Origin of the sequence: Aquimarina macrocephali (genome assembly GCF_051627225.1) — a bacterium.
Taxonomy (GTDB): domain Bacteria; phylum Bacteroidota; class Bacteroidia; order Flavobacteriales; family Flavobacteriaceae; genus Aquimarina; species Aquimarina macrocephali.
On the sequence record NZ_CP151795.1, the window covers coordinates 5,895,587 to 5,917,401 of the forward strand.

General features: G+C 32.1%; 19 protein-coding genes. 12 read left to right on the top strand and 7 right to left on the bottom strand.

Annotated features, from left to right (window positions below):
• Positions 1–10: 10 nt before the first annotated feature.
• Entirely contained in the window at positions 11–469 is a 459-nt protein-coding gene (gene smpB, locus AAFU52_RS25895; protein ID WP_106791255.1) for an SsrA-binding protein SmpB, read from the top strand.
• A gap of 34 nt (positions 470–503) precedes the next feature.
• Here smpB and AAFU52_RS25900 read toward each other — a convergent pair whose 3' ends face one another.
• Entirely contained in the window at positions 504–1,145 is a 642-nt protein-coding gene (locus AAFU52_RS25900; RefSeq protein ID WP_024770475.1) for a protein-L-isoaspartate(D-aspartate) O-methyltransferase, read from the bottom strand.
• A 151-nt stretch (positions 1,146–1,296) separates the two neighbouring features.
• Between AAFU52_RS25900 and AAFU52_RS25905 the strand changes: the two genes are divergently transcribed.
• From AAFU52_RS25905 to miaA, 10 genes are all read left to right on the top strand, one after another.
• A complete protein-coding gene (locus tag AAFU52_RS25905) occupies positions 1,297–2,262 on the top strand; it encodes a Gfo/Idh/MocA family protein (protein ID WP_438424448.1) in 966 nt (321 codons plus the stop codon).
• A gap of 40 nt (positions 2,263–2,302) precedes the next feature.
• On the top strand, positions 2,303–3,190 hold the full coding sequence (locus AAFU52_RS25910) for a 3-hydroxybutyryl-CoA dehydrogenase (protein WP_438424450.1): 888 nt from the start codon (positions 2,303–2,305) through the stop codon (positions 3,188–3,190).
• A gap of 33 nt (positions 3,191–3,223) precedes the next feature.
• The gene (locus AAFU52_RS25915) at positions 3,224–3,820 is read left to right on the top strand and encodes a M23 family metallopeptidase (protein ID WP_438424455.1); all 597 of its coding nucleotides are present in this window, start codon (positions 3,224–3,226) and stop codon (positions 3,818–3,820) included.
• A gap of 11 nt (positions 3,821–3,831) precedes the next feature.
• The gene (locus tag AAFU52_RS25920; RefSeq protein ID WP_438424458.1) at positions 3,832–4,962 is read left to right on the top strand and encodes a redoxin domain-containing protein; all 1,131 of its coding nucleotides are present in this window, start codon (positions 3,832–3,834) and stop codon (positions 4,960–4,962) included.
• A gap of 13 nt (positions 4,963–4,975) precedes the next feature.
• Positions 4,976–6,214: a DUF1015 domain-containing protein gene (locus AAFU52_RS25925; protein ID WP_438424460.1), complete on the top strand. Its 1,239-nt coding sequence runs from the start codon at positions 4,976–4,978 to the stop codon at positions 6,212–6,214.
• A gap of 133 nt (positions 6,215–6,347) precedes the next feature.
• Complete coding sequence (locus AAFU52_RS25930; RefSeq protein WP_438424462.1) at positions 6,348–7,010, top strand: YggS family pyridoxal phosphate-dependent enzyme; 663 nt, start codon at positions 6,348–6,350, stop codon at positions 7,008–7,010.
• 111 nt (positions 7,011–7,121) lie between these two features.
• Positions 7,122–8,495, top strand: coding sequence for an exonuclease domain-containing protein (locus AAFU52_RS25935; RefSeq protein WP_438424464.1), 1,374 nt, complete (start codon positions 7,122–7,124; stop codon positions 8,493–8,495).
• A complete protein-coding gene (locus AAFU52_RS25940; RefSeq protein WP_024770482.1) occupies positions 8,488–10,458 on the top strand; it encodes a DUF3857 domain-containing protein in 1,971 nt (656 codons plus the stop codon). Before AAFU52_RS25935 ends, AAFU52_RS25940 begins: the two co-directional genes overlap by 8 nt.
• 33 nt (positions 10,459–10,491) lie before the next feature.
• Entirely contained in the window at positions 10,492–11,331 is an 840-nt protein-coding gene (locus AAFU52_RS25945) for an ion transporter (RefSeq protein WP_024770483.1), read from the top strand.
• On the top strand, positions 11,324–12,229 hold the full coding sequence (gene miaA / locus AAFU52_RS25950; protein WP_438424467.1) for a tRNA (adenosine(37)-N6)-dimethylallyltransferase MiaA: 906 nt from the start codon (positions 11,324–11,326) through the stop codon (positions 12,227–12,229). Before AAFU52_RS25945 ends, miaA begins: the two co-directional genes overlap by 8 nt.
• A gap of 51 nt (positions 12,230–12,280) precedes the next feature.
• Here miaA and AAFU52_RS25955 read toward each other — a convergent pair whose 3' ends face one another.
• From AAFU52_RS25955 to AAFU52_RS25980, 6 genes are all read right to left on the bottom strand, one after another.
• Positions 12,281–12,994 carry a response regulator transcription factor gene (locus AAFU52_RS25955; protein ID WP_024770485.1) on the bottom strand — a complete coding sequence of 238 codons (714 nt, stop codon included), beginning with the start codon at positions 12,992–12,994 and terminating at the stop codon, positions 12,281–12,283.
• Between the two features lie 3 nt (positions 12,995–12,997).
• Positions 12,998–14,563: a sensor histidine kinase gene (locus tag AAFU52_RS25960; RefSeq protein ID WP_024770486.1), complete on the bottom strand. Its 1,566-nt coding sequence runs from the start codon at positions 14,561–14,563 to the stop codon at positions 12,998–13,000.
• A gap of 84 nt (positions 14,564–14,647) precedes the next feature.
• Positions 14,648–15,226, bottom strand: a complete 579-nt coding sequence (gene coaE, locus AAFU52_RS25965) for a dephospho-CoA kinase (RefSeq protein ID WP_024770487.1) — start codon at positions 15,224–15,226, stop codon at positions 14,648–14,650.
• Between the two features lie 8 nt (positions 15,227–15,234).
• Positions 15,235–16,194: a CdaR family protein gene (locus AAFU52_RS25970; RefSeq protein ID WP_024770488.1), complete on the bottom strand. Its 960-nt coding sequence runs from the start codon at positions 16,192–16,194 to the stop codon at positions 15,235–15,237.
• A 5-nt stretch (positions 16,195–16,199) separates the two neighbouring features.
• On the bottom strand, positions 16,200–17,204 hold the full coding sequence (locus AAFU52_RS25975; protein WP_024770489.1) for a glycosyltransferase: 1,005 nt from the start codon (positions 17,202–17,204) through the stop codon (positions 16,200–16,202).
• 90 nt (positions 17,205–17,294) lie between these two features.
• Positions 17,295–18,113 (bottom strand): enoyl-ACP reductase FabI, encoded by an 819-nt coding sequence (locus tag AAFU52_RS25980; protein ID WP_024770490.1) that lies wholly within the window; start codon positions 18,111–18,113, stop codon positions 17,295–17,297.
• A gap of 785 nt (positions 18,114–18,898) precedes the next feature.
• Here AAFU52_RS25980 and AAFU52_RS25985 point away from each other — a divergent pair.
• A complete protein-coding gene (locus AAFU52_RS25985) occupies positions 18,899–21,814 on the top strand; it encodes an Ig-like domain-containing protein (RefSeq protein ID WP_438424472.1) in 2,916 nt (971 codons plus the stop codon).
• The last annotated feature ends 1 nt before the right edge of the window (position 21,815 follow it).

Sequence of the window (21,815 nt, forward strand, 5' to 3'; positions counted from 1 at the left end):
ATACCCAGATATGAATCCAAACAAAATCAACATATTAAACCGTAAGGCCAAATTTGAATATGAATTCCTCGACAAATATACCGCGGGAATTAAACTCGTTGGCACAGAAATAAAGGCTATCAGAGAAGGAAAAGCAAATATTGCTGAGAGTTTCTGTGAGTTTAATAACAATGAATTATTTGTTATTAATATGCATATCGAAGAATATTCTCATGCCACTTATTTTAATCACAGTCCCAAAAGTGAGCGAAAATTATTGCTCAATAAAAAAGAATTAAAAAAGCTTGAAAAAGAAGTAAAAAACTCTGGATTAACCATTATACCCACCAAATTATTTATAAATGATCGTGGATTAGCAAAGCTTAATATTGTTCTTGCACGTGGTAAAAAGATGTATGATAAACGAGAAACAATTAAAGACAGGGATAATAAAAGAAATCTTGATCGTATTAAAAAGGATTATAGATAAAATAATTAATCCTCCTAACCTCGTGGCTTAACTTTCAATTTTTATCCTCTAACAAAGGAACAAATCTAAATTCTCCAAATTCTCGTTTTTCAAACTCTGTTTCACTTTTACGAATAAAAAGTGTCATTATTTGCACATCCTCTCCCACAGGAATCACTAAACGACCATTAATTTGTAATTGTCCTAATAATGGCTTAGGAACAAAAGGAGCTCCTGCTGTTACTATAATTCCATTGTATGGTGCATGCTCTGTCAAGCCTTTATACCCATCTCCAAACGACAAATGTTTTGGTCTATACCCAAGCTTAGACAAAAACAATTTTGTTTTTTTAAATAATTCTTTTTGGCGTTCGATACTATATACTTTTACTCCAAGTTCACATAAAACCGCAGTTTGGTATCCAGAACCAGTACCAATCTCTAATACCTTATCTCCTTTTTTTATTTCTAACAATTCAGTTTGAAAAGCCACAGTATAGGGCTGAGAAATGGTTTGATCTGCTGCAATGGGAAAAGCTTTATCCTGATATGCATGATCTTCAAAACCAGAATCCATAAACAAATGTCTGGGTATCTTTGCAATGGCAGACAACACAGCTTTATTTTTGATTCCTTTTTTAATCAATACATCTACTAATTGTTTTCTTTTTCCGGCATGTCTAAGAGTATCTTTCACTATTCTAAGGGTTATTTAGCAGGCTAAAATTACATAAAGATTTTAAAGATTTGCAAACTATTTCTTTCTTCGAACTAAATTTTTGCATTTTAGATATAATTAGGATTTAAAATTTATAAATAATACTATTTTTGTGTAAAATCAATATATTATGCTCAAAGCCGGAGTACTCGGTGCGGGACACCTTGGTAAAATCCATTTACGTCTTCTACAACAATCAGAAAATTATGACCTTATAGGTTTCTACGATGCTAGCGAAACTCAAGCTAAATCTATCGTAGAAGAATTTGGGTATCAACTTTTTAATTCTATTGAAGAATTAATTGATGCTGTAGATGTAGTAGATATTGTCACCCCAACTTTCGCTCATTTTGATGTAGCTAAACAAGCAATAAAAGCAGGCAAACACGTCTTTATAGAAAAACCTATTACCAATACTGTAGCAGAAGCCCAACAACTTATTGATTTGGCTAATGCACACAATGTAAAAGGACAGGTAGGACATGTAGAACGTTTTAATCCTGCATACACTGCTGTAGCTGGCAAGATTGACAGCCCAATGTTTATAGAATCACATAGATTGGCAGAATTTAATCCCAGAGGCACAGATGTTCCTGTAGTTCTTGATCTTATGATTCATGATATAGATGCAATCCTAAGTGTAGTACACTCAGAAGTTAAACATATTAGTGCCAGCGGAGTATCTGTAATTAGTGAAACTCCCGATATCGCAAATGCCCGAATAGAATTTGAAAATGGTTGTGTAGCCAATCTTACTGCCAGTAGAATTTCTCTTAAGAATATGCGAAAATCCAGATTTTTTCAACGTGATGCATATATCTCGGTCGATTTCTTTGAGAAAAAATGCGAGGTTGTAAAGATGAAAGATGCTCCTCAAAATCCAGATGATTTTGCTATGATATTGCAAAATGCTGAAGGCGTAAAAAAACAAATCTATTTTGACAACCCTAATGTCCCTTCTAATAATGCAATATTAGATGAGTTAGATACTTTTGCAGAGGCTATAAAAAATGATACTACACCTATTGTATCATTAGAGCAAGGTAAAAAAGCATTAGAAGTTGCATTAAAAATTATTGATTGTTTCGCACATTAAAAACAAAAATTACAGACTTACACTAAATAAAAAAATACATATGAAAAACATTGCAGTAATCGGTGCAGGAACTATGGGGAATGGTATTGCACATACTTTTGCTCAAAAAGGCTTTAAAGTACAGCTTATTGATATTTCTCAACAATCTTTGGATAAAGGCTTAGCTACAATCACAAAGAATTTAGACAGAATGATTGCTAAAGAAAAAATATCTGAAGCCGATAAGGAAGCTACACTTGCCAATATCTCTACTTATACAAATATCAAAGAAGGAGTAGAATATGCTGGTCTTGTAGTTGAGGCAGCTACTGAAAATGTAGATTTAAAATTAAAAATTTTCAGAGAACTTAGTGAAGCATGTCCAGAAGATACAATTTTAGCTTCTAATACTTCATCAATATCGATTACACAAATTGCTGCTGTAACCAATCGTCCAGAAATGGTTATTGGTATGCATTTCATGAATCCGGTACCTATTATGAAATTAGTCGAAATCATTAGAGGATACAACACCTCTGATAAAGTGACCTCTACTATTATGGAAATGTCTAAAACACTAGGTAAAGTTCCTGTAGAAGTTAATGATTATCCTGGATTTGTAGCAAATCGTATCCTGATGCCAATGATTAACGAATCAATAGAAACTTTATACAATGGTGTGGCAGGAGTATCTGAGATTGACACCGTTATGAAATTAGGAATGGCACACCCTATGGGACCATTACAATTGGCAGATTTTATTGGTCTTGATGTTTGCCTTTCTATTCTTAATGTAATGTATGAAGGCTTCAAAAATCCAAAATACGCTCCTTGTCCATTATTAGTTAATATGGTTATGGCTGGTAAACTCGGAGTAAAAAGTGGAGAAGGATTCTATGATTATTCTGAAAACAGAAAAGCAGAAAACGTATCCAAACAGTTTATATAGTTAGTAATTTAGTGTTTACTTCCTGATTTTACGATGAACAAAACCCTGGTACTGATTATAGTTTTGACTTTGATTTCCTGTAAAAACAGAAATGAGACATTCGGCTTTGCTATAGACAAAAATCAAGATCCATATCAGATCTATATTTCTCTGTTTAAAGAAAATCCAGAATTTGTTGCTTCTGATTTTGATTATCCAATAGGCAAACCAAATGCCGAAGGTTATTATAATGCCCAAAAATTTAGAGAAAATAATCACTTAGGTGATGATTGGAATGGTGTTGGAGGAGGCAATACAGACTTGGGAGATCCTATATATGCTATTGCAAATGGATATATTTCCTTTGCTAAGGATATTAAAGGAGGTTGGGGCAATGTTATAAGAGTAATACATAAATACAAAGGAAAATATTATGAATCTGTATATGCGCATTGCGATTCTATACGTGTAAAAGAAGGAGATTTTGTAAAAAAAGGTACTTTAATAGCAACTATAGGTAATGCAAATGGTATATATTTGGCTCACTTGCATTTAGAAATCAGAGATGATATTTTTATGGATATCGGTGGTGGATATGCAAATGACAAATCTGGATACCTGGATCCTACAGAGTTTATTAAAAACAATTAAAGTATATAAAAATGAATTCTAACTTACACTACATTTTTACTATTGTATTAACTTTAACCTTATTATCCTCTTGTAAAACGAAAACGAAAGATCAAAATCCTGTAGAAGCTGAAACTTCTTCTAATGAATATACTATTCTAGGTACAATAAAAAATATACCTGATAGTACCTGGATATATCTTAGTAAATCAAACAAAGAAAAAGACTCTACTCTAATTATAAATGAGAAGTTTCAATACTCGGGAAATGTAGAAGAACCCACTTCAATGTTTGCCTATACAAAAAATCCTAAAGAAGGTTTTTTCCAATTTTATGTAGAAAATCAAGAAATCAAGATTGAAGCAACAAAAGGAGATTCTAAAAACGCCATTATTTCAGGAGGAAAAACTCAAAAAGAAAATGAAATTTTAACCAAAAGAAAAGATAGTTTAAATAAAGAGTTTGATAAAATCCAGGAACTATATAGGACCGGAAAAGTAGCTGAAAAAAATCGAGATTCATTACAAATGCATTCAAAAAAGATCAGGAATCAAATTCAAGAGGTTGAAATACAATTCATCAAAGATTTCCCTGATTCTTATGTAAGTGGTCAAATACTAAAGATTTATAATACAACTTTTGAGAAAAACAAAGTTATTAAATTATATGAATCTCTTTCTGATAAGATTAAAACATCAAAAAATGGTTTAGCGATAAAACACTTTCTTTCACTACCTGAAACTCCTAACATTGGAGATAAGTATATTGACTTTGAGTTACCCGATACAAAAGGTAAAAAGGTAAAATTATCCGATATTAATGGAAAGTATATTTTGATAGAATTCTGGGCTTCTTGGTGTGGTCCTTGTATTGAGGAAAACCCAAAATTAGTTAAAACATACAATAAGTATAAAAATCAAAATTTTGAAATCATTGGAGTATCTCTTGACATAAATAAAAAACACTGGGTAAAAGCTATAGAAAAAGACAAACTACCTTGGGTAAATATTAGTGATCTTAAAGGTGATAAAACTGATGTATCTATGATTTATGGGGTGAATGGAATTCCTTCCAATTTTATGATTGATGAAAAAGGAGTCATTATCGCCAAAAATTTACGTGGATTACAATTAGAAAACAAGCTTAAAGAATTATTTCAATAATAGTATATAAATAATGGCAAAAATTCATCCGTTTAAGGCTGTACGACCAACAAGAGACAAAGTAAACCTGGTTGCTTCCAGATCATATCAAAGTTACACTTCTTTTGAGCGAGATTCTCGAATGGATTATAACCCCTACTCCTTTCTACATATTGTAAATCCAGGATATAAATACCATAAAGAGATATCAGGAGAAGAGCGCTATAAATTAGTTCGAAATCGATACCTGGAGTTTAAAGAAGATGAAATTTTCATGCAAGAGAATAGCTCTTGTTATTACATTTATAAAATTGTAAATCGCGAACAAGAATCCTTTTGTGGTATAATAGCCGCCGCCAGTGCAGAGGATTACCATAATGATATTATCAAAAAACACGAAGATACACTGCAACACCGTGAAAGTACTTTTAAGGAGTATCTAAAAACAGTAGGTTTTAATGCAGAACCTGTATTGCTCACCTACCCTGATAATGATTCTATTTCAAAAATCATTTCAGAAACTATTGGAGCAAGAGCAGAATATGAATTTACGACTACAAATCGTGACACTCATTATCTTTGGAAAATAGATGATCAAAAATCTATTCATGAGATACAAGAAGCCTTTTCTTCCATTGAAACCATATACATAGCAGATGGGCATCATCGTTCTGCATCATCCTATCTACTATCGCAGGATTTAAAAGAAAATAACCCTGAGCATAATGGTGATGAAGCTTATAATTTCTTTATGAGCTATTTGATTCCTGAATCTGATTTAAAAATTTATGAATTTAATCGATTAGTAAAAGATCTCAACGGCTTATCTAAAGAGGAATTCCTGATCAAACTTGATGAATGGTTTCGTATTGAAAATAGAGGGCCCGAGGTATACAGACCCTCAAAACCTCATCATTTTAGCATGTATATTGATGATGAGTTCTATTCGTTATATCTTAGAAAAACAACCTATGAATTTACAGATGCTCTAGAAGAATTAGACGCACAGATTTTATATAAAACTGTATTAAAGCCTATTTTAGGTATAGAAGATTTGCGCACAGATACACGTATCGAATACTCCCATGGCAAAAATGGAATTGTAATGGTAAAAAGCGAGGTTGATAATGGGGAATATAAAGTAGGATTTGGGCTTTTTCCTGCATCTGTAGAACAGGTCAAAAAAATTGCAGACCAAGGATTAAAAATGCCTCCAAAAAGTACATATATAGAGCCAAAATTAAGAAGTGGGATCACTATTTATGAGTTTTAAAATCACAATTACTTTTGGATGATAACATTTTGATATGCTTTTCTTTAAAAATTGAGAACATATAATATATTAGATAAACTAAATATGGATTATCCATAACAATAAAAAATGATTTTAGATATCTTTGCAAACTATGAATGATATCGAACAAAACCTTCGTGATATAAAAACATCAATTCCTGAAGGAGTTACCCTGGTAGCAGTATCCAAAACCAAACCTGTTTCTGATCTAATGAATGCTTATGAAGCTGGTCAAAGAATTTTTGGTGAAAATAAGATTCAGGAAATGACCGAAAAGTGGGAAACTATGCCAAAAGATATCAGCTGGCATATGATTGGCCATGTACAAACTAATAAAGTTAAATACATGGCTGCCTTTGTAGATCTCATTCATGCTGTAGATAGCTATAAATTACTTAAAGAGATCGACAAACAAGCAAAAAAACATAACAGAACTATTAACTGTCTATTGCAGGTCAAAATTGCTAAAGAAGAAAGTAAATTTGGTTTATCAGAACAGGATGCTATCACCTTATTAAATACCGAGGAAGTTAAAAACTTGACCAATGTGAACATTCAAGGACTTATGGGTATGGCTACTTTTACAAATGATGAGCAACAAATACATGATGAATTTAAAACGATTGCATCTTTTTCTGAAGAAATGAAAACAAAATACCCACAATTAAAAACCTTATCGATTGGTATGAGTGGAGATTATAAAATGGCTATTGACTGTGGGAGTACTATGGTTAGAATAGGAAGTTCTATTTTTGGAGCTAGAAATTACCAATAGTAAATGATCTTTTATCATTAACACTTGATTTTCCGAATTGATAAATAAAATAAAAAACCAGAAATGCCCCTTACTAAACTAACCTCGAAAAAATAAAGATTACCGAATTATATGTATGCAATTTTAGATATTGAAACAACCGGAGGAAAATATAATGAAGAAGGAATTACTGAAATTGCTATTTATAAATTTGACGGGCATGATGTTGTGGATCAGTTCATAAGTCTTGTTAATCCTGAACGTCCTATACAACCATTTGTAGCTAACCTTACTGGGATAAATAATCAAATGCTTCGCAATGCACCGAAGTTTTACGAAGTAGCCAAAAGAATTGTTGAAATTACTACCGACTGCATTATCGTTGCGCATAATTCTAGTTTTGATTACCGAATTTTAAGAACCGAATTCTCGAGATTAGGATTCGAATTCGAACGACAGTCTTTATGTACTGTAGAGCTTTCTAAAAAATTAATCCCGGATCAACAATCTTATAGTTTAGGTAAGCTTGTTCGCGGACTTGGGATCCCTCTTTCCGACAGACACCGAGCCAATGGTGATGCTCTTGCTACAGTAAAGCTATTTAAACTCCTACTTACAAAAGATATAGAGAAAAAAATAATTACAGAAACTGTTCGAACGGAAACTAAGCGACAAGTTGATGATAAACTTCTTAGATTGATTGAAGCTGCCCCTTCGGCAACAGGAGTATATTACATGCATCGCGAAGACGGGACTATTATATATATAGGTAAAAGTAAAAATATAAAAAAACGCCTCAATCAACATTTCACAAACGACAATAGAAAATCTAAAAAAATACAGGAAGAAGTTGTTAGCGTCACGCACGAGAATACAGGAAGCGAGCTTTTAGCTTTGTTAAAAGAAAGTGAAGAGATAAAACGCAACAAACCTAAATACAATAGAGCACTGCGTAAAACGAAATTTGATCAGGCCTTATACCAATTCACAGATGACAACGGGTATATAAATTTCAAAGTTCAAAAAGCAGATAATCGCAAAATAAGCATCACTACTTTTTCTAACAGACAACAAGCCAAGACCTATATGCATCGATGGACAGAGGAGTATAGTTTATGCCAAAAATTAATGGGTCTGGATAATGGAAAAAATAATTGTTTTAACTACACTATAAAGCAGTGTAATGGCGCTTGTATTGATAGTGAATCTGCAGAAGAATATAATATTAGGGCACAAAAACTTATTTTTAATACTTCTTTTCAAAGTCAGGATATGATTATTATAGATCGAGGAAGAGATATTGACGAGCAAAGTGTAATATTGGTTGAAGAAGGAAAATTTAAAGGTATAGGGTACTTCAATCTAAATCATCAGGTTAACAATATAGAGATTTTACGCTCTATTATTACTCCAATGACCCATAATAGAGATGCCCAACACATTATCCAAAGTTATGTACGTACACATAAAAGATTGAAGATTATTAAACTACAAAAAAATGTATAGATTCCTATTCTTTATATTCTTAACCACCTTCTCTTTTCTAATAAGTGCTCAAGAAGCTTACAATACTAAAAATATGGTTGTAAGCATGATTGATATACAAAGTAAAACATATAAAAAAGATAGTACAGCTAATGCTTTTTTTATCTATGAAAAAGGTTTTAGCAGAGTTGAAAATGGAGGAGGTTATAATTTGTTAACAGATCATGAAGCAAAGATTAAAATATTAAATGAACAAGGGTATGATCACGCTACAGTAAAAGTTCTTTTATACAGAAATAAAAAACACAAAGAATCTTTCAATAGTCTTGTTGCTTATACTTATAATTTGGAACAAGGTAAAGTCATTAAAACTAAAGTAGAAAAAAATCAAATTTATTATGAAAAACATGATCAGAACTTCACTTCTGTAAAGTTTACATTTTCTAACATAAAGCCAGGGTCTGTACTTACTTATAAATACCAAATAGAATCCCCTTTTATGTACAAGTTTAATGGATGGGAATTTCAAGATGATATACCAAAAATGCATAGTGAGTTTATAGCTGATCTACCAGGCAACTATATTTACAACATAAAACTCGTAGGAACTCTAAAATTAAACACCAAAGAGTCTACTATCAAAAAAAGGTGTCTTCAAGCGCCAGGTTTAGGATCTGCAGATTGTTCTCATAACATTTATATCATGAAAGACATTCCTGCTTTCAAAGAAGAAAAATATATGACCGCAAAGAGTAATTATTTTTCTCGTGTTGAGTATGAATTGAAAGAGTTTAAAGGATTTGATGGAGTCAATAAAAAATATACCGAAACTTGGAAAAATGTTGATGATAAATTAAAAAAAGAAGCTACAATTGGAGTGCAACTTAAAAAATTATCTGCTACCAAAAATCTTCTTCCCGATTCTATACAGTCGCTACCTAAAGATATAGCTACAGCAAAAATAATCTACCGTTATATTTCGAATAACTATAAGTGGAACAAGAAAAAAAGAATTTTTAATGACGGTAATATTAATAAAGTAATTAAAGACAAGGTAGGTAATGTTTCTGATATTAATATACTTCTTCATAATGTATTAAAGCAGCAACAATTTATGGTGCACCCTATATTGTTATCCACCAGAGATAATGGCTATGCAACAAAAGTTCATCCAGTAATTTCTGATTTTGATTATCTTATTGTGCAATTATCCTTAAACGGAAAAACATATCTATTGGATGCTACCGAAAAGGTATTGAAATTTGGTGAAGTTCCTTTTCGTTGTTTAAACCAATATGGTAGATTACTAGATTTTAAAAATGGTAGCTCCTGGATTAATATAGAACCAAAGCGACATTCTGTTCACTTTTTTAAGGAAGACTTAATACTAAATGAAGAGCTAGAATTAAGCGGTAAAGCAAAACATGTTTATTCTGGATATCATGCTTATTATAAAAGAAAAGAACTAAATTATTCCAGTAAGAAAAAGTTTCTAGACAATATTAAAAATCAAGATCAAGAAATCACAATTTCTGATGCACAGATCAATAATCAAAATAGCTTTGAAAAAGCTATTGAGGTAGAGTTTAATTTTAAAAGAGATGTTTCGGAGATAGATGATATCTTTTATATTAAACCTTTTACTAAAGCATTTTTTGAAAAAAATCCATTTAAGCTTAATCAAAGAACATACCCTGTAGATTTTGGTTATAAAGATTCTTATAGCTATCTCGTCTCTATTGATATTCCAAAAAATTATGATTTCATTGATATCCCAAAAAATTTGGCATATACACTCCCTAATGAATTAGCACAAGTAGCGATTAGTTTTCAGAAGAATGATAACAAGCTTATTATTAATCATAGAATTACATTTAATTCCTCTTATTACCCAACAGAATATTATGCGTCGTTAAAAGAGTTTTTTAATCATATAATAAGTATAGAAAACGACTCTCTTATAGCTGTCAGGAGAGTACATTAGTTTTTTTAGTATTTTTATTCAAAATCAAGAAGTTTGAACAATAACTCATCTCATAAGAACTGGAAAAATCAATTACATGATATCATTTATGAAGCCGATACTCCTATAGGAAAGTTATTCGATGTAATTCTACTTATCCTAATCGTATTGAGTATCATCTTTGTGATGCTCGAAAGCGTAAAAGGCTTATCTGTTGAAACATATACATTATTATACTATGCAGAATGGGTCATCACGATATTTTTTACTTTTGAATATATCGCCCGCATTGTTTCTATAAAAAAATCAGCTTCGTATATTTTTAGTTTTTATGGGATCATTGATCTTTTATCTACTTTACCATTATACCTATCATTTTTTATTACAGGTACCAGCGCGCTACTAGCTGTTAGAGCATTAAGATTACTTCGGGTTTTTAGAATTTTAAAAATCTCTAGATATATTGGTGAGTCAAACAGGTTAGCACAAGCTATAAAAGATAGCAGAGCCAAAATATTGGTATTTCTGTTTGCTGTATTAGTCTTATGTATAATCATGGGTACGGTAATGTATATTATAGAGGGAGAAGAAAGTGGTTTTAAAAGTATCCCAATAAGCGTATATTGGTGTATTGTCACTCTAACAACGGTTGGTTATGGTGATATTGCTCCTGTTACTCCATTAGGGCAATTTCTTGCAGCTATTATTATGATTATGGGTTACGGTATTATTGCTGTCCCTACAGGTATTGTAAGTGCCGAATATACACATCACCAAGCCAATAAGGTTCATCTAAACACTCAATCCTGTAGTCATTGTAGTGAGAATGAGCATCGCGATAATGCTAAATTCTGCCATAAATGCGGAGAAGATTTACACAATGACAATGAATAAAAATCTAATTGTGGTTGTCGGACCAACTGCTATAGGTAAGACCAGCTTAAGCATTGAGCTTGCAAAGCATTTTAATTGTGAAATTGTTTCTGCAGACAGCAGGCAGTTTTACAAAGAAATGAGCATTGGTACTGCGGCTCCTTCGTTTGACGAATTAGAGCAAGCTAAGCATCATTTTATCCAACATATAAGTATTAAAAATGAATACAGTGTAGGTGATTATGAAAAAGATGCCTTAGATAAACTTAATGAATTATTTAAAAATAACGACTATGCTATTCTTGTTGGAGGTTCTGGACTGTATATTGATGCAGTAACCAAGGGATTGGATATTTTTCCTGAAATAGATATAAAGGTTAGGCAAGAACTTCAAGAAGAATATAACAACAAAGGAATTGAAAATTTACAGCAACAACTAAAAGTTTTAGATCCATTATATTATGAGAAGGTAGATTTAAACAATACACATAGAGTTATGAGAGCTCTAGAAGTATGTATTGGTAGTGGAGCACCTTATTCATCATTTCTTACTAAACCACGAAAAAAACGACCTTTTAATACGATTAAAATAGGAATTACTGCAGAAAGGCAAACTATTTACGACAGAATAAATCAACGCGTAGAACTAATGACCGAAGCAGGCCTAATAGGTGAAGTAAAAAGCCTTTATCCTTATAAGTCATTAAATGCATTAAACACTGTAGGGTATAAAGAAATATTTAAGTACCTGGATAAAGAATGGGATTTGGATTTTGCGCTCTCTGAAATCAAAAAAAATACCAGGCGTTTTGCAAAAAGGCAACTTACATGGTTTAAGAAAGATTTAGAAATTTGTTGGTATGACTATAAAGAAGATATCAACTCTGTTATAACCCATATAAAAGAAAGTTCACTATGATAAATAAATTACACATAGTGAACTCTTAAAAGTTAGTTACCGTTACTATTCCTACGATTCTTCGTTTCTTACAACTAGTCTAAACCCTTCTCCATGAATATTAAGAATTTCGACGTTTTCGTCTTTCTTTAAATATTTTCTAAGTTTAGCTATATATACATCCATACTACGAGAAGTAAAATAATTATCATCTCTCCATATTTTTGTTAACGCTAATTCTCTAGGCATTAAATCATTAAGATGTAGTGCTAGCAAACGAAGTAATTCATTCTCTTTTGGAGAAAGCTTAATTGGATCTTCTTCTTTATACGTTAAAAAGCGAAGTTTCGAATTAAGGTGAAAGCCTCCAACGTTAAACTCGAACTGTTTACTATCGGCAACAGATTCTGTACTTTTACGTTGCATAATAGCTTGTATTTTCATCAACAACACCTCACTATCAAAAGGCTTATTAAGATAATCATCTGCTCCTACTTTGTACCCTTTTAACACATCTTCTTTCATTGCTTTTGCAGTTAAAAAGATGATCGGTATTTCTTCATTTTTTTCTCTAATCTCCTTTGCTAATGTAAATCCATCTTTATAAGGCATCATGACATCAAGAATACACATATCATAATCATCCTTTTTGAATTTCTCGAAGCCTTCCATACCATTTTTAGCATGCACAACATCATAATCATTCATTACTAGATAATCCTTTAATACTGTTCCGAAGTTTGGATCATCTTCTACAAGCAAAATCTTTTTGTTTTCTGTTTCCATATTTTAAGATATTAACGGTAATTTAATTATAAACGTGGAGCCTTTTCCCCTTTCACTCTCCACCCATATCTGACCATGATGATCATCTATAATTCTCTTTACGTATGTTAGTCCTAATCCGTGCCCTTTTACATTATGAAGATCCCCGGTATGTTCTCTAAAGAACTTTTCAAAAATCTTTTTCTGTGCCACCTTACTCATTCCTATTCCTTGATCACGAACTTTAAGAACAATACTATTTTTTACATTTTCTGTATATACATCTATTTTAGGTTCATCTTCTGAATATTTTATCGCATTATCCAAAATATTCACAATTACATTAGTCAAATGGCTATCATTGGCTAATACTGTTGTTTTAAGTGCTCCTAAATGCATTTTCACATACCCTTCTCTATTTTCTACAATCAGAGATACATGGGTAATCGCATCTTCAATAATATCATGCAATTCTTGCCTTTCTTTTTTAATATTAAGTTCATTTTTCTCTAACTGAGATATTCTTAATACATTTTCTACCTGGGCATGCATTCTTTTATTCTCTTCACGTATCATACTCATATAACGCTGCACTTTCTCTGGGTCCCCTCCTATTTTTGGGTTCTTTATAGAATCTAATGCCAGATTAATAGTGGCAATTGGAGTCTTAAGCTCATGCGTCATATTATTAATAAAATCTGTTTTAATTTGTGATATCTGTCGTTGCTGCATCAATTGTGATAAAGCACTGGAATATGCAACTACAATAATTAACGTAAATATTATAGACAATATGGCCATTCCTTTGATGGAAGAAAGTACATATTGTTTTTTTCCAGTAAAATTAACATATAACTGATACTCACTTACTCCTTCATCATTTACAAAAAGTGGTATTGCATATGTTGTTGGATAATCCAAACTAAAATCATCTGAACGTACTTTGGTAGCTAAAGCATTACTGTATATAGCATATTCAAAGTCTACTTTTATATCTCTCTCTTCCAGTTCTTTCCTCAACAGATAATCTATTTCTCTTTTTTGAACTCTTCTATGTATTGGTATAAAACTGGCAATTTCTCCTATTACTATTTCATAATCCATTCTCTGGAGATCTGTTAATCCCCGTATTCTCTCTAGTTTGGATTTAGAATTTTGCTTTACAAAATCACTTTTTTCATCTTGTATAGCAGCATCGGTATTACGATTTAAAATATTCTTTAATCGAACCGTATCAATATTTAAATTTATAAAAGACGAAAACAACTTATAGTCTTCTTCTAAAATACCATCTGTATGTGTAAACGACTTTGTCGTATTATCAATACTAATATTCAAAAGCTGACGTATTGTTTTGTTATCAGGTTCTTCTATGCTATCCAGAATCTCTTGTAATGGAAAAAACATTTCTTCAAACTCTCTGTATTGAATTCTATTAGATACAGATATCAGTATTTGTTTCGCATTAAAGGAAAACTGTTCTTCATTATTCTCTACAGTGTTGTTAATCCAATATCCCTGAACAAAAATAATCCCAATTAACGATAAACTCATTAGGATTATCAGCAACACGAATAACCTTTTATTCATAAATCAAAAGTAAGACTTTAACATTTAGCTACTTTAGGGTTTAACCAAATGTTAACAAAATGAAAGATTCGGATTACAAACGTTTTATAGGGATATTTCTTCATGAACCTTATACACCTGATTTTCAGTATCTTTTATGTTTTTATTATATATCACAAAATCGGCTAATGGGATTTTCCGAGTGTCTTCCCACTGGTTATTCATCCTAGAAAGTATATCTTCTTTGGTCGTTTTGTCTCTTTTTAGGACTCGTTGAATTCTTGTTTCTATTGGTGCCGATACAAGAATTGTATAATCACACTGTTTGTGGCCTTCATTTTCAAAAAGTATAGCTGCTTCTTTTATTACGTAGTTTCCTTTTTGATTACTTTTCCAACAATCAAAATGGCTTGCCACAGCAGGGTGAACAATTGCATTTAACTGAAGTAGTTTTGAGGAGTCATTAAAAACTACATTCGCAATATAAGGTCTATTTAATTCTCCGTTTACATAGGAATCATTTCCTAATAAAGCGATAATTTGTTTTTTCACTGATTCGTCTTCATTCATAAGTTTTTTAGCTTCGATATCAGCAATATAAACTGCAACTCCCAGTTGTTCAAACATTTTAGCTACTGTAGATTTTCCGCTACCTATACCACCCGTTAGACCTACTACCTTCATACTTCAACTTATTTCAAAACTACAAATTGAACTTGTTTCATCTGCAAACGCACATCATGGATATAATCTGGTTTGTTTACTAGTTCTAAAGTTAAAAACAAACTTTCTTCGGATGCTTTAGCATAATCAGCTACTACCATAAAATCTCTTGGACTTATTTCATTATACTTATCTAACCCCACTCTGTATACGACAGAAATTTCTTTAGGAAAAATCTTAATTTCTACACCTTCAGGTATATTATTTAATGTTATAGGAATTTTTTGATCTCCCTCTGTGAATTTACTCACCAAAACGTTAGCTTCTACTTGCGCTGGAGCAACTGTAATGGTAGATGGTAATTCTTCAGTATTTATATCTAATTTTGAAGTGTAGTTAACATTTAACCCTTCTAAATTTAGATTTTCTGTTGTTATATATTGTATAGTATCTATAACTTGTGAGGGGCCACTAATTGTTATAGAATCGGGAGAGACTACTAATCCCTTATCACTACCATACCCAATAGCATACTGAATCTTCTCTGCTATTTTAACAGGGATTTTTTTTTCTAGATTTTGATCCAGTTTTAATCGTAAGGTATCTTTTTGCACAGATAAAACCCTTCCTTTAAAGTCTAATTTAGTTTTTAATACCGAAGATTCTTTATCAACACGAAAATAATATTGATCTTCGCTATTAATAACTGCATCCTCTACATTAAATTGTAATGTTGGCCTGCTCCAATTATGATTCATCAATCTAAAACCATTTCCGTTAAGCACCATTCTTAATGTTTGATCACTCTGATCGTTAAAGATTTTGTCTTTTGGTATATTGGTATATTGTATTGCTACCTCTACTTCTTGGGTATAATTTTTAGAGAATTGTATAAATAGCCACAAGATTGAAGTGAATATTAGAAAAAACAAAAAGGTTTTTACATTACTCCTTTTTAAAGAAAATCTATTCTTTTTTCTATCTGACATACAAATTACTTTGAAAAAAACAATTTCTTAAATTGCTTTTCGGGTACTTTTTTCAATAGATGAATATAATAATAAGATTTTAGGAATCCCTTTCCGTATCCATAAAATTGTATCAAAACTGCCAAAATAGACTGTATACCTATAGATACATTTTTATATTCTAGAGTCGCACCTAGAAAAATAATCCCTAAATACATTCCTAAAATAGCAATAAAATACCACCATCCTAAAAGTGCGGTCACAACAGAGAACACAATATATATTAAGAATAAAGTAGGAAACCAATACGTAAGTTTGGCAGTATCTGGGTGCCATCGATTTAAAATAGGGCGTACTAATCCAAATTTATTAACCTGGATATAAAATTTTTCCCAGGAAATTCTTCTTTTATGAAACACCTTAGCATCAGGAATTAATGTAGTATCATATCCTAATTTCCATAATCTTATCGTAAGATCCGGATCTTCTCCGGGATGTATATTTCCGAAACCACCCGAAGCCTGAAAAGCTTCTTTTGACAGTCCCATATTAAAACTACGGGGTTGAAATTTACCTAATGTATTTTTACGCCCTCTGATTCCGCCAGTAGTTAAATATGATGTCATACTATAGCTTATCGCTTTCTGAAGATTAGAAAAACTTTGATGAGCATCATCAGGGCCTCCGTAGCAATGTACAAAAGTATCAGACAAGAAACTTTCGGCTTTAGACAAATATTCTTTTGGCAATAACACATCACTATCAAGAATAATGAAGTAATTACCTCTTGCCTTACGCATACCATAGTTACGTGAATCTCCCGGGCCTGTATTTGATTTCTGGTAATAACTTATAGATAATCTATCTGCAAAAGCTTCTATAACCTCCTTAGAGGTATCAGACGATCCATCTTCTACGATTACAATCTCATATGGCTTGGTATAATCCATAGCCACCATGCTATCCAGCAGCTCTTTAATCTCATTTGGCCTGTTATATACTGGCACAATAAAGGAGAAATGTATTTCCATATTGCAAAGGTAAGTGGTATAAATAAAAAATCCCATTACCAATTAAGAATGGGATTTCACACTAATTTATAGTAGTTTTTAAAAAAATCTTTATTCTTCTCCTACAAATTTATCCATCACCAACTGGCTTACTCCCATATTAGAAAAGCCTCCGTCGTGATATAAATTCTGAAGCGTTACTTTTTTGGTCAGATCAGAGAATAGTGTAATTGTATAATCGGCACACTCTGCTGCTGTAGCATTACCTAGAGGTGACATTTTATTCGCATATTCTATAAATCCATCAAATCCTTTCACTCCTTTTCCTGCTGTTGTTGGAGTTGGAGATTGAGAAATTGTATTTACTCGTACTTTACTATCTCTACCAAAGAAATATCCAAAACTACGAGCGATAGATTCTAAATACGCTTTGTTATCTGCCATATCATTATAATCAGGAAACACTCGCTGTGCTGCCATATATGTCAAACCAACTATGCTTCCCCAATCATTCATTGCCTTTTTCTTATATAGGGTTTGCATTGTTTTATGAAAAGAAAGTGCAGATACGTCTAATCCTTTTTGTGTCCAGTCATAGTTCTGATCAGTATAATGACGTCCTTTACGTACATTTATTGACATCCCTATAGAATGTAAAACAAAATCAAGTTTACCACCCAAAATTTCTGTTGCCTTATCCACAAGATTTTCTAAATCCTCTAATGAAGTAGCATCTGCAGGTATAACTTGAGTATTAGTTTTTTCTGCAAGAGTATTTATAGCACCCATTCGCATTGCGACAGGAGCATTGGTTAGAACAAAACTTCCTCCTTCTTCATAAACACGCTCTGCGGTTTTCCAAGCGATTGAATTTTCGTCAAGTGCCCCAAAAATAATTCCTCTTTTACCTTTTAATAAATTGTATGACATTTAATTATAAATTAAAGTATGATTATACGAGTGGTAAAGATAATAAAACGCCCCAAACCACAACTAATCGAAATAGAATTTAGTTAAGTATCTGAAAAAAATATTTAAACGGTGCACGACTATATAATGTTAATCAAACTTCACAACACTACATGATAATTTGATATACTTTTTATTTAGACTGATAAAGTTTCTACCTCTTTATGAAATAGAAACCTATGATTGTGATAACTTATGAATAACATCGGAAGCCTAAAAAATCAACTTTTAAAATCTGATTAAAATTAAAAAATAATCTATTATTAGTTGATTTTTATCAACATATACCTTATATTTGATCAATAATTTTATTGAGTATTGTTTTCAAAATATCATTAATTTGGTATGTAAGATTATGTACAAAATAAACCTCCCCATAATGTATATTATTTCCCCCCCTTAGAAAAATATACGATTTCATTCCCCCCTTAGAGTATTTGAAATAATTATAGAATTATTTCTATAATAGAATGTTTAATTAAACAAAGATGATGTGCCTATTATTAATAAAAACAATGTTTTTATTAATGTAAGTAGGTAATTAATTCTTAGTGATATAAAATATTCAATTTATGTATTGGAATAATTCTTTATATAACAAAACTAACCATTATTAAGAATATCACGTTATGAAAAAAAACTACCAATCCAATAATTATCAATGTCTTATGTTTTTATTTTTTAAATTTTGAAACACTAAAAAACCAGGGGCTTTTTTCTTAGAATACATTAATAAAACGGGGCATATGAAAATTATTACGTTAACTCTCTTGCATAAGAGGATCACCACTCTTATTTGTCTTTTTGCACTACTATTCTCATCAACTTATGTTTACGGGCATTACTCTCATGAACACAAGTACACCTCTTTGATCCTAAAAGACACTACTACAACCAATACCGAATATACCAATCCACTAAGTCTTACTATACTTAAAATACAGGATGCTACGATCACTGGAATATGTTGTGACGGTAAGGCTAAGGCTGTCGTTTCTGGCGGAAAACCAGGTTACACATACCAATGGAGTGCTTCTGCTAATAATCAAACCACAGCAACAGCAAGTCTTCTTACCAATCGCACACACAGCGTTACAGTAACCGATGCTAATGGAACTCAAGTAACCCAAAGCATCATCATTAAATGTCTTAATAATTGCGATATTAAAGCTACAAATACTATAACCGATGTATCCTGCACCGGCGATGCTACGGGATCTGTTGATCTAATGGTAGAGAACGGTACTCCTCCATTTACTTTTGCCTGGAGTAATGGTTCTTCTAATGAAGATTTAACTAATGTAATTGCCGGAACATATTCTGTAACAGTTACCGATGCTACAAATTGCTCTACTACAAGCTCAGCCACCATAACCGAACCCAGTAAAGCAATATCTGCTTCCATAAAGGAACTAACTCATATTAGTTGTAACGGTTCGGGTCAAATTACTGTAGAAGGAGCTGGTGGAGTACCACCTTATTCATATTCTATCGATAATGGAGCTAATTATCAAACTAGTGAAACATTTTCAGATCTCGCTCAAGGAAATTATACAATAAAGATACGTGATGCTAATGGTTGCATTTCTATAGTTTGCATAGCAATTTTATATAATTGTACCGATGCCGTAACAGATATTAATAACACTTTTATCAATACACCCGTTTCTGGTAATGTATTAACCAACGATGAAGATCTCGAAGGAGACATACAAACGGTAACAACTACTACTGCAACTACTACAGAAGGGGTTATTGTCGGCATAGAGCCTAATACAGGAATCTATACGTACACCCCTCCTACTGGATTTACAGGAGAAGACTCTTTCGAATATACTATTTGTGACAATGGCAACCCGATTGCTTGTGACACTGCTACTGTATACATTGAAGTACTCCCTGTTGGAGATCCTAAAAACGAAGCTCCAATTGCAAATCCAGATACTGCAATTACCGAAATAAATACTCCTATAAATGGTAATGTATTAGTTAATGATTTCGATCCCGATGGAGATCCTATTACAGTAACAACAATTACAGCAACCACTACAGAAGGAGTTATCGTAGCTATAGATCCCAATACAGGAGCATATAACTATACACCTCCTATTGATTTTACTGGTGATGACATTTTTGAGTATACCATATGTGACAACGGCAATCCCGTCTTATGTGATACAACTATTGTTATAATTACAGTAATAAAAAACCAGAACAACAGTACTTTTGCTAATGATGATGCATATTTTACCGCATGCGACAATATTCAAGGGAACGTACTGGATAATGATTTTGATCCCGAAGGAGACACACAAACCATAAATATAATTCCGGTAGATGATGTAGATAATGGAATTCTTACCCTTAACACTAACGGCTCCTTTACTTACATTCCTAATTCTGGGTATACAGGTACAGATAGTTTTATTTACACAGTATGTGACAATGGCTCTCCAACTACTGCTTGTGATCAAGCCTCTGTATACATTACCATCTCGGTCACCACACCTCCCGACATAACTAATTGTAATGTAGCAGATGAAACAATCGAATGTAATGGAACAAATAATGAAACTATAGCTAACATCTGGAATGCTGATAATATTGCAGAATTAGAATCCTGTGTTTCTGACAGTTGTAATACAGATTTTACTGGTCAAATAACTTCAAATTATGACTTTAATAATTTGGTGAGTTCTTGTGGTTTGGGCGGAGCTATAGAAGTTATATACACTATTACAGATAAAAATGGAGACATAATAACTCTTACAGCAACTCTTACGTTGTATGATTCTACACCTCCAGACCTAACAAGCTGTACAATTACTGATTTAACCTTAGCGTGTTCTACAACTAATATTGAAGAAATTGCTAGTCAATGGAATAATGATAATATTGCAACGCTAGAAACTTGTGCTATTGATAATTGCAATGTGAGTACAACTGCATTAGTAACTTCAGATTACGACTTTGATAATATAGCAGATGGAGTTCTGGTAGTAGAATACAACATCACAGATGATTGTAACAACACAACTACACTACAAGCAAAAATAACATTCGAAAACAATTCTGTAATCGCAAACGACACCAGCTTATGTGCTCTTGATGAAATAGAATCACAAGTTTTTGATTTATTTGACCTATTAGAAGGTGATTATAGTACCGGTGGAATCTGGGAGGTTACATCTGGAAATGCAGCTGTAATTGATGATCACTTTTTTGATCCATTAAGCATAGAGTTATTAGACAAAGATGCTTCTGAAGAGATTGCATTTAGTTACACAGAAAACAACTTGGCCTGTCCAATATATCTCGAAACAACGATAGAAGTACATAATAGATGTGCAGTATTCTCTTGTGGAGAAGATACTATTAAAATTTCAAAAGTAATTACACCAAATGGAGATTCGTATAATGAATATTTTGCAGTGAAGGGTGTAGAAAATTGTGGTTACGTTGTAGATGTTAAAATTATTAATCGTTGGGGGGCAATTATATACAAATCAAGTGATTATCAAAATGATTGGAATGGCACAGCACATCAGTCATCTTTAGGATCAGCAAATCAAGTACCTAGTGGTACATATTATTGTATTGTAACTATAAACAATAGTGGCTTAAAACCATTTAGCACCCCGTTATATATTGGTACAAAATAAA

Excerpts from the sequence above, each read along its gene's own strand:
- AAFU52_RS25905 (WP_438424448.1), top strand. The coding sequence starts at position 1,297 with ATGCTCAAAGCCGGAGTACTCGGTGCGGGACACCTTGGTAAAATCCAT.
- miaA (WP_438424467.1), top strand. The coding sequence starts at position 11,324 with ATGAATAAAAATCTAATTGTGGTTGTCGGACCAACTGCTATAGGTAAG.
- AAFU52_RS25975 (WP_024770489.1), bottom strand. The coding sequence starts at position 17,204 with ATGGAAATACATTTCTCCTTTATTGTGCCAGTATATAACAGGCCAAAT.
- AAFU52_RS25940 (WP_024770482.1), top strand. The coding sequence starts at position 8,488 with ATGTATAGATTCCTATTCTTTATATTCTTAACCACCTTCTCTTTTCTA.
- AAFU52_RS25935 (WP_438424464.1), top strand. The coding sequence starts at position 7,122 with ATGTATGCAATTTTAGATATTGAAACAACCGGAGGAAAATATAATGAA.
- smpB (WP_106791255.1), top strand. The coding sequence starts at position 11 with ATGAATCCAAACAAAATCAACATATTAAACCGTAAGGCCAAATTTGAA.
- AAFU52_RS25915 (WP_438424455.1), top strand. The coding sequence starts at position 3,224 with ATGAACAAAACCCTGGTACTGATTATAGTTTTGACTTTGATTTCCTGT.
- AAFU52_RS25925 (WP_438424460.1), top strand. The coding sequence starts at position 4,976 with ATGGCAAAAATTCATCCGTTTAAGGCTGTACGACCAACAAGAGACAAA.
- coaE (WP_024770487.1), bottom strand. The coding sequence starts at position 15,226 with ATGAAGGTAGTAGGTCTAACGGGTGGTATAGGTAGCGGAAAATCTACA.
- AAFU52_RS25985 (WP_438424472.1), top strand. The coding sequence starts at position 18,899 with ATGAAAATTATTACGTTAACTCTCTTGCATAAGAGGATCACCACTCTT.
- AAFU52_RS25930 (WP_438424462.1), top strand. The coding sequence starts at position 6,348 with ATGAATGATATCGAACAAAACCTTCGTGATATAAAAACATCAATTCCT.
- AAFU52_RS25910 (WP_438424450.1), top strand. The coding sequence starts at position 2,303 with ATGAAAAACATTGCAGTAATCGGTGCAGGAACTATGGGGAATGGTATT.
- AAFU52_RS25960 (WP_024770486.1), bottom strand. The coding sequence starts at position 14,563 with ATGAATAAAAGGTTATTCGTGTTGCTGATAATCCTAATGAGTTTATCG.
- AAFU52_RS25980 (WP_024770490.1), bottom strand. The coding sequence starts at position 18,113 with ATGTCATACAATTTATTAAAAGGTAAAAGAGGAATTATTTTTGGGGCA.
- AAFU52_RS25970 (WP_024770488.1), bottom strand. The coding sequence starts at position 16,194 with ATGTCAGATAGAAAAAAGAATAGATTTTCTTTAAAAAGGAGTAATGTA.
- AAFU52_RS25920 (WP_438424458.1), top strand. The coding sequence starts at position 3,832 with ATGAATTCTAACTTACACTACATTTTTACTATTGTATTAACTTTAACC.
- AAFU52_RS25955 (WP_024770485.1), bottom strand. The coding sequence starts at position 12,994 with ATGGAAACAGAAAACAAAAAGATTTTGCTTGTAGAAGATGATCCAAAC.